Annotated in this window: 10 protein-coding genes; 5 read left to right on the top strand and 5 right to left on the bottom strand. The window is 70.3% G+C overall.

All coding sequences use genetic code 11. The features are described from left to right. Positions 1–140: 140 nt before the first annotated feature. A complete protein-coding gene (locus ACIBI5_RS53095; protein WP_397259294.1) occupies positions 141–575 on the bottom strand; it encodes a hypothetical protein in 435 nt (144 codons plus the stop codon). Positions 576–788: 213 nt separating this feature from the next. Further along, on the bottom strand, positions 789–2195 hold the full coding sequence (locus ACIBI5_RS53090) for a tetratricopeptide repeat protein (RefSeq protein ID WP_397259292.1): 1407 nt from the start codon (positions 2193–2195) through the stop codon (positions 789–791). Positions 2196–2532: 337 nt separating this feature from the next. On the opposite strand from ACIBI5_RS53090, the gene ACIBI5_RS53085 reads away from it, so the two are divergent. From ACIBI5_RS53085 to ACIBI5_RS53070, 4 genes are all read left to right on the top strand, one after another. Beyond that, positions 2533–2670, top strand: a complete 138-nt coding sequence (locus ACIBI5_RS53085) for a hypothetical protein (protein ID WP_397259290.1) — start codon at positions 2533–2535, stop codon at positions 2668–2670. Positions 2671–3120: 450 nt separating this feature from the next. Beyond that, positions 3121–5343, top strand: coding sequence for a helix-turn-helix domain-containing protein (locus ACIBI5_RS53080; RefSeq protein ID WP_397259288.1), 2223 nt, complete (start codon positions 3121–3123; stop codon positions 5341–5343). 374 nt (positions 5344–5717) lie between these two features. Then, complete coding sequence (locus tag ACIBI5_RS53075; RefSeq protein WP_397259286.1) at positions 5718–5879, top strand: hypothetical protein; 162 nt, start codon at positions 5718–5720, stop codon at positions 5877–5879. Positions 5880–5912: 33 nt separating this feature from the next. Continuing rightward, positions 5913–6035: a hypothetical protein gene (locus tag ACIBI5_RS53070; protein WP_397259284.1), complete on the top strand. Its 123-nt coding sequence runs from the start codon at positions 5913–5915 to the stop codon at positions 6033–6035. A 133-nt stretch (positions 6036–6168) separates the two neighbouring features. Here ACIBI5_RS53070 and ACIBI5_RS53065 read toward each other — a convergent pair whose 3' ends face one another. From ACIBI5_RS53065 to ACIBI5_RS53055, 3 genes are all read right to left on the bottom strand, one after another. After that, a complete protein-coding gene (locus ACIBI5_RS53065) occupies positions 6169–7335 on the bottom strand; it encodes a hypothetical protein (protein ID WP_397259282.1) in 1167 nt (388 codons plus the stop codon). Continuing rightward, on the bottom strand, positions 7332–7820 hold the full coding sequence (locus ACIBI5_RS53060) for an RNA polymerase sigma factor (protein WP_397259280.1): 489 nt from the start codon (positions 7818–7820) through the stop codon (positions 7332–7334). Before ACIBI5_RS53060 ends, ACIBI5_RS53065 begins: the two co-directional genes overlap by 4 nt. Before the next feature lie 428 nt (positions 7821–8248). After that, positions 8249–8434, bottom strand: a complete 186-nt coding sequence (locus tag ACIBI5_RS53055) for a tyrosine-type recombinase/integrase (protein WP_397259278.1) — start codon at positions 8432–8434, stop codon at positions 8249–8251. Positions 8435–8838: 404 nt separating this feature from the next. Here ACIBI5_RS53055 and fxsT point away from each other — a divergent pair. Continuing rightward, positions 8839–10961 (top strand): FxSxx-COOH system tetratricopeptide repeat protein (fxsT, locus tag ACIBI5_RS53050; protein ID WP_397259276.1); only part of this gene is annotated, 2123 nt, incomplete at its 3' end.

Genomic DNA, 10961 nt, shown 5'->3' with positions numbered 1-10961 from the left:
CTCTGCTGTCCGCCCTCACCACCGACCTGGCCCACGCCTACACCGACCTCGCCACCCTGGCCAGCGATGGCGACGGGCGGGCGGTCGACCCCGGGGGCCGCTCCGGTGACCGGGCGGAAGCGGCCCGGGCAGCGGCCGGGTCAGTTGATGGGGATGTCGTCGAAGGTGCCGGTCAGGGTCGGGGTTGTGGAGAAGGCCGTCCAGGTCATGCGTATGTCGTGGGTGTGGCCGCCGGTCTCGGCCGTGAGGGTGGCTGTGGCGCGGCCGTCCGATGAGAGCGTGACCGTGCCGTTCACCGGCAGGTCGCGGACGTAGCGCACGTCGTCGAGGGCGATGACGTCGCCGAAGGCGACCCGGCCGCCGCGCAGCCCTGGCTCGTTCTTGACGCTCGGGTAGACGAAGCTGCCCGGATTTCGGCGGGCGGCGGCATCGGCTGCGGTGGCGAAGGCGGCGGCCAGCACCCGCCGCTGGGCGGAGGTGAGCTTGCGGGCTGGGTGCGGCGCCAGGTCGGCGACGGTCTCGGGGAAGACGCCGAGGGCGCGGTAGTTCTCGGCGGTGCACTCGCGGTCGGCCACCTGCTTGGTTGATTACGTCGGTGACGAGTAGCAGCGTTTGTCGGTCAGTTTGAACAGCGCTCCGTGCGGGTGAGTGTCAGAAATGTCGGCCAGAAGTAACAGCGCAGTGCGGCGTGACGGCTGCTCGAGGATCATGAAGGCAGATTGTTGCGGGACCGTCGTGAAGCACCCCTCCCAGGACGGAGAAGGATGCGCCTAGAGTGGCTGAGATGATCACCGATTGGTAGAGTCGCGCTCCAGCCCCCTTTGGGGAGTGGTCAGCTCGTGTCCTACGCCAGCACGGTCTGCCCAGATGTCCATGTCACGTCGAGCACGAACGGTGTTGGGGTGCTCGACGCCGAACGTCCGCTCATGGATCACCGCTAGCTTGGCCAGCCGGACCCAGGCCGCCTCCTCATCCCCCGCCACCCCCACCCACCAGGCGAGGGAGCGCCGGGTCTCCAGCGTCTGGAGGTGCTCAGCGCCAACCACCCGCTCATAGACCCGCTCCAACTCGGCGAACCGGTTCCGTGCACCGACCGCATCCCCCGCCATCCCCACCCAGTAGGCGAGCAGGCGCCGGGTCTCCAGCGTCTGGAGGTGCTCAGCGCCAACCACCCGCTCATAGATCGTCACCAGCTCGGCCAGCCGGTTCCGGGCGCCGTCCATATCCCCCGAATGCCCCTGCCACTTGGCGAGGGAGCGCCGGGTCTCCAGCGTCTGGAGGTGCTCAGCGCCAACCACCCGCTCATAGACCCGCTCCAACTCGGCGAACCGGTTCCGTGCACCGACCGCATCCCCCGCCTCCCCCACCCAGCGCGCGAGGTCGCGCCGGGTTTCCAGCGTCTGGAGGTGCTCGGCGCCGAGCACCCGCTCATAGATCGTCACCAGCTTGGCCAGCAGGTCGCGGGCACCGATCGTGTCTCCCGTACGCCCCCGCCAGTCGGCGAGGGCGCGTCGGGTTTCCAGCGTCTGGGGGTGCTCGGCGCCGAGCTTCCGCTTATGGATGTGCACCTGCTCGGCGAACCGGTCGCGGGCACCGGCCGTATCCCCCGCCTCTCCCACCCAGCGCGCGAGGTCGCGCTGGGCTTCCCGCGTGTGGAGGTGCTCGGCGCCGAGCGCCCGCTTATGGATCGGCACCAGCGCGGTCAGCAGGTCCCGGGCGCCGACCGCATCCCCCGCCTCTCCCACCCGGTCGGCGAGCAGGCGCTGGACGGCCAAGGTCTGCCGATGCTCGGCAGAACGTTCCGAGGCGACCAGCGCCAGCAGCTCGGCCAAGAGGTCTCGGACGCGTTCCGCCGTGCTGGGGGCCGGCCGGGCTGGGCTCTCCAGCGGAGGGCCGGCGGGCTCGGGCGGCGCAGCGCCCGGGGCAGGAGGGCGCGCCTGCAGCCAGAGCGGGCGCAGGTCCTCGGCCTGGCCGCCCCAGGCGGTCACCACCAGGTCGAGGTGGCGCCAGGCGGGACGCTTTTTGCATTGCAGGACGGCGTGCACGGTGGTGTGGCTGATCTGCCCGCCGGTGTCCTTGGCGCTCTGCCGCATGCTGGGCTCGCCGGCCTGCCCGTACAGCTGCCACAGCGCCGCCCGCAGCTCGGCCAGGGCCAGCAGGTGCGGCGCGCGCTGGGTGCCGTCGTGTTCGCTCATGGTGAGACCGAGCATCCCAGGCCGTAAGCGGATGTAAAGCCCGAGTGCGGCAATCCGGGCCCTTCGCTGTTCGCGATCGTCAGCGGACGGTGCCGGACGTTCGTCCCGTGTCAGCGATCGTCACGGGCCGGAACGTTTCGTTGTCGCACGTCAGACCTTGTCCGCGCCTCTCGCGACAGGGTGGCTGCCGCCGCACAGTGGTGACCAGCCGCTCCCGTCCCTCGGGCAGCGGCCGCGCCCCGAGGCGAGCGGCGCCCGGGCCGGACCGATGTCACCCGTGACCGGCCCCGGGGCACCGCGGGGGCGCCCACACCGCAGGAAGGGACACCCCACCCCGATGATGCCTCAGCTCACCCTCGCCGCTCTGACCGCCACCGCCGCGCTGGCTGTGCTGTCCGGCGTCTACCTCTACTCCAAGGACTCGGCCCGCCGTACCCGTGCCTGGCGGCTGCTGCGGCTGCTGTTTCGCCGCTGACCACCGCCAGCGCGTAGCACGGCAGGCCGCCCCACCCATCCCGAGCATCAAGCCTTCACAGCCCCGTCTGAGGGCAAGCTGGAGGCGTCCCGATAGCGGTGCTGTGCAGACTCAGGGCCCGGCCAGGCTCACCCCAGCCTGGTCGCCCCGCCCCCGTTTCCGGCAGCGCCCGGACCGGCCCGGTCGGGGAGGTGGCAGCTGGGGCCGTAATGGGGGTGGGCCGGGTGAGGGTGGCGCGCCGGGAGCGGGCGGCGATGGCGTGGCGGTGAGCTGGGCGGCGGGGTGGTTCATTGCGATCTCCTCACGCCCGTGGTGATGGGCCTGCTAACGCCGGTATAGGCGTGATGAGATGTGTCCGCCCGGCTGGCCCGGTGTTGTCGCAGCACAAGAGCGGACAGGGCCGGACGTCCGCCGAGGATCATGGGCCGGGATGGGAAGGGGCCGTGGGCGGTGGCGACTTGGGGTCCGTTGCGCGGTGAGTACGTGCAGGTGCGGGAGCTGGCCGCGACGTTGCGGGCGATCGCCGACCAGCGGGGGCAGACGGTGCGCGGGCTGGCGCAGAAGATCCCGCACAGCCGCAGTGTCATCTCCGCCAACCTCAACGGCTCCCGCCGGCCGGACTGGAAGTTCGTCGAGGCGTTCCTGACCGCGTGCGCGGGCCGCGACCAGCAGGCCTTGGAGGTACTGCGGGCCAAGGTGCGGCCGCTGTGGGAGGCCGCCGATCCCGACCGGGCCACGTTGCTGCCGGTGCCGGTGGAGGCAGTGGCCGAGGAACACGCGGGCCAGGTGGTGCCGGCCGAGGTCCGCCAATGGGTGGCGCTGCTGGCCGAGGTCGCCGGCCGCCAGCATGTGCTCGCCCGGGCGCAGCTGGCGGTCAGCCGGCATCAGGCGTTGAGCACCGGCCTGCTGCAGATGCTGGACCAGCTCGCCGACGCGGTCGCCGAGCTCACCCAGGAACGCGACACGCTGCGGGGCGAGCGCGACAGCCTGCTGGCCGAACGCCGCCAGCACACCGACCTGGAAGGCGACCTGATCCGCATCCGCCAGGAGCTCGAGGACACCCAGCGTCGGCTGGAGGCGGCCGAACAGCTGTATGAGCAGACCAGCCGCCGCCTGGACCAAAGCGAACGCCAGCGCGCCCAGGCCGAACGCCTCAAAGACGAGGCCCTGCAGCAGGTGCAGACGCTGCTGCGCACCCTGGATGCGCCGCCGTCACTGACCCCAGGCACCTCGCCCCCGCCAAGGTCCGGGTCCGGGCCGCAGGCGCGGGAGAAGCTGATGGACTCCTTCGACCAGCAAGCCGGCAACGAGATCCTGTCCCGCCTCGATGACGTCCTGGCCGACGAGGCGGCGGGCCTGAGCGGGCTGCGCCGCGAACTGATCGACACCACCACCACCGCCCCCGCCGCCGGTCCCGAGCGCGTAGGCGCCGAACGCGTCGACCCGCCCGCGCCGGCTGGTCTCGAACTCATCGGGCAGGACGTCCCCGCGGACACCCCGGACACCTCGGACGGCCCGGACGGCCCGGACACCGCTCCCACCAGGGCGGACAGCCCGCGGACAGCGCCCGCCGACCGGCGGGCCAACCGGGTGGTCATGGTCGGCTTCACCTCCAAGTTCGGGCTCCTCATCGTCGGCTGCGTTGTCGCGGCCGCCATCGTCACCGGTGCCGTCGTCGCCTGGCAGCTGTATGACCCGGACCGGCTGACCCGCACCACCTTGGCTGTCACCGCGCTCGCCTACAGCCCCGACGGCAAGCTCTTGGCGATCGCCACCCAAGGCGACACGATCCAGCTGTGGGATCCCCAAGCCCGCCTCCAGGTCGGCACCGAGTTGTCCGGCCACACCGGCATTGTGAACGCGCTGGCCTTCAGCCCGGACGGCAAGCTTCTGGCCAGCGCCGGCGATGACCGGACTGTACGGCTGTGGAACCCGGCCACCGGCCAGCCCGTGGGCGGCCCCCTGACCGGTCACACCGGCATCGTCACCGAGCTGGCCTTCAGCCCGGCCGGCAAGCTCTTGGCCAGCGCCGGCGGCTACAACCCCAACACCGCCGAAGCCGACGACACCACCGTGCGGCTCTGGGACCCCGCCAATGGCCAGCCCATTGGCGGCCCCCTGACCGGCCACACCACCGGCGTGTACGCGCTGGCCTTCAGCCCGGACGGCAAACTCCTGGCCAGCGCAGGCGGCGACAACGACAGCTCCAACGGCTCCCAAGACCCCGCCATACGGCTGTGGGACACCGCCACCCGCGAGCCCGTCGGGGTCCCCATCGCCGGCCAGACCTGGCCCGTCCTCGCCCTGGCCTTCAGCCCTGACGGCAAGATCCTGGCCAGCGGCAGCGACTACTCCATACGGCTGTGGGACCCCGCCACCCGCTTGCTTATCGGCGACCCCCTCCAAGGCCACACCAACGCTGTCAGCGACCTCGCCTTCAGCCCCGACGGCAAACTCCTGGCCAGCGCCAGCGGCGACAACGCCGTACGTCTGTGGGACCCCGCCACCCGCCGGCAACTGGCTGTCCTCACCCACTCCCAGATCAGCAGCGTCGAGGCCCTCGCCTTCAGCCCCGACCAGAAAACCCTCGCCTACGGCGGCTACAGCAACTACGAAGGCCACCGCGGCCTGGTCCGGCTCGTCGACGTCTCCTCCTGGCGCAACCCGTCGTAACCCGGCACGGCACAGTGCACGGCCGCCGCCCAGGCGCCGGCCGCCGCGCACCGTACCCGTTGTTCCAGGGCGGAGCTGCCTTGAAGAAGCCCGCATGGAGCGCACCGGCGAGCCGTACAGCGTCGCCGCCCGCCAGTAGCGCGCTGACCTGGCCGCCGACCAGGACAAGCCCGGCCACCCGGTGGCGGCCGCACTGCTGTACGAGGTCTGCGAGCGCGGCACGTACACCTGGTTCACCGCCGCCTGGTGCTCGCGGGCCGACGTTGCCCAGCAGATCGCCGACGCCCTGACCGACTTCGGCAACCCGTGCCAAGGTCCACGTCTGGGACCACAGCGACGCCCTGGCCGACCCGGCCGGGCTGGCCCAGGTCCACGTGGTCGACGGCGGCGGCCGTCATGTCCACCCCTGGCCCAAGCTCGCGATCTGGGAGTGCGGCCGCTACCGCCGTCCGGCGGATCCGGGGCCTGAGGCGGTCGCCGAGCCGGAGTGGTTGCCGGACGCCTTCGCCGTGTACCGGCACGCCCTGCAGGGCTAGGCCGACGGCGAAGAAGGTGGCGCCCACTGGCTGATGAAGATGCCCCAGCGGTCGGCCCGGTCGATACCGGCCAACTCCACGTTCTTCGACGCCATCCACGAGCCGGTCGACAGGCCGATGGACGCGAAACCCGCGGATAGGTCGGAGATCGTCTAGCGGGTCTCACCTAGCCACAGCTGAGAGGTGGTCTTCGAACCCTGATATGTGATCGTTTAGCCGCGTGCCGAGCGTAGGCTTCGCTGGCTGTTCGAGCTTTGTTCCCCCAACTTCTACTTCCGTCTAGGGCTGGTTACCAAGCCGCCTGGATCTCTGATCGGTGCCCCAAGGCATCGGGAGATCCGGGGCGGATCAAGGGCGTGACCCGTCCGTCATCGACTCTGCTCAGTGGATCGAAGTTCCCCGCGAGCAGCAAATGGTGCCCGGTGCCGTCGTAGCGGATCAGGCTCCAGCGCCCGCCTTCGTTGCCGTCGTGGTCCCTGCTCAACAGGGTGCGAAGTTTGCGTCCGTCCGGGACGGAGTACTCGTCTATGGTGTAGCGATGCGGTTGCCGACCATTAGACAGTTGGATGTGGCCGATCAGCATGCTGCGTCCGTTCGGATTGATCGCCGAGGCGGTGGCCTCCTTTCCTTGAGCTATGACCTGACTGGTCCCGAGTGTGGTGCCAGAGGCGGTCGTGTCCAGAACCCGAGCCTCAGATTTGACCACTAGGCCGAGCGTGCGGCGATCGGCGGCCCAGGAAAGGCTCTCGATCTGTCCTGCGATGTTCGTCGTCCATGTTCGTGTCCTGCTCGCGGGCAGATCGACGACCGTGAGCTGCGCTCCGGGGCAGAAGCGCAACGTTTTTCCTTGACCGCATACCTTGCCGTCGAGGCTGTAGGCGAGTCGAGTGCCGTCACTGGTAACGGCAAGGGAGCTTGCTGTTGTACCGATCACTTTGGGAATCACGTCGCGAACCAACTCGGCTGGTTTGCCTTGTTCATCGACCCGGGCTCGGTAGAACCTTGTGCTGCTTACCTGTGTTTCGCGGGACTTCACGCTCTGGGCGATGTAGAAGGTCGCACCGTCGCCAGCGCCTGCGAGCAGGTATCCACCGGGCTCGCGGAAGCTTCTCTCCGGGGTCGGGGGCAGTTCGAGCCGGCTCGCGGCCTTCCCGGTGCGGGCGTCGTGGACGGTCACGCCGTCATTGTCAGCGATCAACAGGAAACGCGGGCCAGTGAGGGTGTGCGTTGCGGGCCCGGTTGGGGTGGTGCCTCCTGTTCCGGCCACGATGGCGGCGACTGTGCCGATGACCACGACGACGAGCGCGGCTGCGAGCGGGACCGCCAGGACGAACCGGCGCGTGGGAATGGTCTTTGTTCGCGCCGCCTGTTCGGCAGGGCGCAAGGTTTCCGGGCGAATCTGCTCGGCGTCGGCGGTGAGGGCATCCCGGAGCTGATCTTCGAGCCATGACGTCATCGGTTTCCCTCCAGTTTGACGGTGAGTGCCTTCAGGGCTCGAAAAACGGTCGATTTCACTGTGCCACGGCTGATTCCCATGGCTTCGGCGATTTCTGCCTCGGACAGGTCGAGGTAGTAGCGCAACACCACGGCTTCTCGCTGGCGGCGGGGTAAGGCGCGTACTGCTTCGGACACCTCCCGGCGCGTCTCTCCGAGCAACGTGACGGCCTCCGCCGACCGAAATGGCGTCTGCCGGTCGCCGGTGAACCTGCTCATGATGGATCGGCGCCGGTGAACCATGCGGCATCCGTTCACCACACTCGCCCGTAGGTAGGGCAGCACTCGATCATGGTGGGTTAACCGGCTCCATCGGCGGTGTAGTGCCGCGAAGGCGTCCTGGACGACGTCCTCGGCCGTTTGCTGATCGCCCACCAGCAGGAACGCCAACCGGACCAGGCCCAGCCGGTGAGTCAGGAACAGGTCGGCCACGACAGCCTCATCCATGGCCGCAGCAGGCGGCACTCCCTGCGGGAGTGGCGCTGGTTCTTGCACCGCTCGTTGAGTCGTGAATCGCATACCTCTTCCATGCATACTCGCTGTCCAGGTTGCTTCGTGAGACGGAAGTCACACTTGCGCGGGCCGGCCCGCTGTCAGGTGCGGTGGTGACGGGCAGCGGTGTCAGGGCTGACGTCCAGAACTGCGGCGATCTCGTCCCAGGTGGCTCCCGCCGCTCAGTCGGCGGCGACGGCCGTGGCCAGGACGGCGCGGGCCTGGGCGAGCAGGGGCAGCGCGGCGGCGGTGTAACCGGCGATGGGGCCAGGTTTCCAGCCGGTCTGCTGGGTGGGGTACCTGTAAGAATCGTGTCACAGGACCCAAACGAGACTGTCTGTGCAGGTAGACGCTTGTATCAGAGCGAGGCGCAGGGCGTGTGATCAGAGGTCTTCGATGTAGCCGGCGGCGATGCCGTCGGGTGGGTTGGTGTAGATCTTGAGGTAGCGGTCGTTGGCGTGGCCAAGGCGGCGTTCGAGTTCGGCGCGGTTGTGGCCGGAGGCTTGGGAGAGCTGGAAGGCGAAGGTGTGGCGGGCGTCGTGGGGGCGCAGGGTGCCCAGTTGGCGCATCTTCGTCGATTCGGGCCCGTAACAGCCTCGCGCCCGGCCGCGAATCCCGGACATCAGCAGGCAAGCCTTGCCACAGGGCGCGACCCGTGGGGCGCAGCGGCGTGGTCGCCGGCGTAAGTCTGGAGACGAACACCGGCGGTTGCCCCTGTCAACTGTCATGGCTGCTCTTGCGGATGGGAGGCGTTTAGTGCAGCGGGGCGAAACGTCCGCTACGCCTGAGCACGTCGGTCACCGACCGGTTCTCGCGTCAATCTGGCCGTTCATTCCGTCGCCGTCTATCTATTGGCCCGCTGAGCGCCGACCCGGAGGTCGTTTCGTGGCCCTGGTGTGCGACCGATGTGGCTTACGGGCCGGTTTCGCTGAGTCGGTTGCCCGGGGATGGTGTGATTGGTCAGTGTTGCGGTGTGACCGCACATGACGATCCCGGCCAGGCGGGTGATCGCCAGGAATGGCGAGCGGAAGCGAGCGGGCCGCGCTCGGCTGCTCTGCGGGACAACTCCGGCATGATCGTCACCGGTGACCTGCACGGGGCACGGCGACCGCCGCTGCCGTCACCGGCCCTGGTGGAGGTGCCGGCTGGACTGTTGGGGTTGCCGCGCCGGCCGGCGGCCTGGTTCACCGGCCGCGAGCGCGCGCTGGAGCAGCTGGCGGCGGCTTTGGAGGCCGGTGCCCGGGCGGGGGTCGTGGTCAGCCGGGTTGGACTGGGCGGCGTCGGTAAGAGCGAGTTGGCGTTGCAGTACGCCTTCGCCCGCCGCCTGGACTACGACCTGGTGTGGTGGATCGACGCCGACAGCCCGGCCCAGATCGAAGCCGGACTGGCCGCACTGGCCCGCGCCGTGGCGGCGGGTGTCGACTCGGTGGCGGCCGGGCAGGCCTCGCCGGAGGAGGCCGCCGCCTGGGCGCTGGCCTGGCTCGCCGGCCGCACGGGCTGGCTGCTGGTGCTCGACAACGTCGAAGAGCCCGCCCACGTGGAGCCGTACCTGGCCCGGCTGACGCGGGGACAGGTGCTGATCACCACCCGGCGTGATGTCGGCTGGCGGCAACTGGGCATCACCCCGCTGTGGCTGGAGACCTTGGCCCGGCCGGCGTCGGTCCGGTTGCTGGGCGATCTGATCGGCCCACCCGACGCCGCCAACGCCGTCGCGCTGGACGAGCTCGCCGCCGAGCTCGGCGACCTGCCGCTCGCTCTCACCCAAGCGGGCACCTACATCACCGTTACTCCGCGCTGCACCCTGGCCGGCTACCTGCACCTGCTGAAGCAGACACCGGCCCGCATGTACGCGGCCGCGCCCGCGGGCACCGACGCCGAGCGGGTGGTGGCCAAGGCGTGGGAGCTCAGCCGGACCCGCGTCACCGAGCTCGACCCGCTGGCCGGACGGCTGCTGAACCTGCTGGCCTGCTATGCGCCCGATCACCTGCCCTGCCTGGTGCTGGCCGGAGCCGACCGCGACGAGCAGACGGTCAACGAGGCCCTGGCGCTGCTGGCCTCCTACAGCCTCATCACCATCACCACCCGCCCCGCCGCCGGCCCCGCGGACATGCCGAACGACGTCGGGCAGGAGAGCGTGAGCGTGCACCGGCTCGTGCAAGCCGTCATCTGGAGCGGCCTCGGCGACGACCAGCGCGCCCGGCTACGCCACCAGGCCGCCGAGCTGATCTCCGTGACCCTGCCCGGCCGACCTCACGCGTCGGCGTGGTGGCCGCTGTATCGACAGTTGCTGCCCCATGCCCGTGCCGTCCTGCCGTACGAGCCGGCCGCATGGCAGGACCTGCTGGACTACCTCCAAGCCAGCGGCGATGCCGCCACCGGGCTCGACATCCAGCAGCGCATCCACCGTCACACCCTCAACCAGCACGGCCCGGAGCACCCCGCCACACTGGGCACCCAGCACAACCTCGCTCGCTGGACAGGACGGGCCGGGGATGCAGCCGGAGCCCGTGACCAGCTCGCCAAGGTGCTGCCGGTGCAGGAGCGGGTGCTCGGCGCGGAGCACCCCGACACGCTGACCACCCGGAGCAACCTGGCCCACTGGATGGGGCAGGCCGGGGATGTGGCCGGGGCGCGCGACCGGTTTGCCGAGGTGTTGCGGGTGCGGGAGCGGGTGCTCGGCGCGGAGCACCCCGACACGCTGGCCACCAGGCACAACCTCGCCTACTGCACGGGGGAAGCCGGGGACGTGGCCGGGGCGCGCGATCAACTCGCCGAGGTCTTGCCGGTGCGGGAGCGGGTGCTCGGCGCGGAGCACCCCGACACGCTGGCCACCAGGCACAACCTCGCCCACTGCACAGGACAGGCCGGGGACGTGGCCGGGGCGCGCGACCGCTTCGCCGAGGTCTTGCCGGTGCGGGAGCGGGTGCTCGGCGCGGAGCACCCCGAGGTGCTGTTCACCAGGCACAACCTCGCCCACTGGACGGGGCGGGCCGGAGATGCGGCCGGGGCGCGCGATCAACTCGCCGAGGTCTTGCCGGTGCGGGAGCGGGTGCTCGGCGCGGAGCACCCCGACACGCTGGCCACCAGGCACAACCT

It is taken from the genome of Nonomuraea sp. NPDC050540, from assembly GCF_044457485.1.
Taxonomy (GTDB): Bacteria; Actinomycetota; Actinomycetes; order Streptosporangiales; family Streptosporangiaceae; genus Nonomuraea.
This window is presented reverse-complemented; position numbering and strand designations above follow the sequence as displayed.

What these genes read in the sequence shown, in the direction of transcription:
- ACIBI5_RS53060 (WP_397259280.1), bottom strand. Translation starts at nt 7,820, where the DNA reads ATGGATGAGGCTGTCGTGGCCGACCTGTTCCTGACTCACCGGCTGGGC.
- ACIBI5_RS53085 (WP_397259290.1), top strand. Translation starts at nt 2,533, where the DNA reads ATGATGCCTCAGCTCACCCTCGCCGCTCTGACCGCCACCGCCGCGCTG.
- ACIBI5_RS53090 (WP_397259292.1), bottom strand. Translation starts at nt 2,195, where the DNA reads ATGAGCGAACACGACGGCACCCAGCGCGCGCCGCACCTGCTGGCCCTG.
- ACIBI5_RS53055 (WP_397259278.1), bottom strand. Translation starts at nt 8,434, where the DNA reads ATGCGCCAACTGGGCACCCTGCGCCCCCACGACGCCCGCCACACCTTC.
- ACIBI5_RS53070 (WP_397259284.1), top strand. Translation starts at nt 5,913, where the DNA reads ATGAAGATGCCCCAGCGGTCGGCCCGGTCGATACCGGCCAACTCCACG.
- ACIBI5_RS53065 (WP_397259282.1), bottom strand. Translation starts at nt 7,335, where the DNA reads ATGACGTCATGGCTCGAAGATCAGCTCCGGGATGCCCTCACCGCCGAC.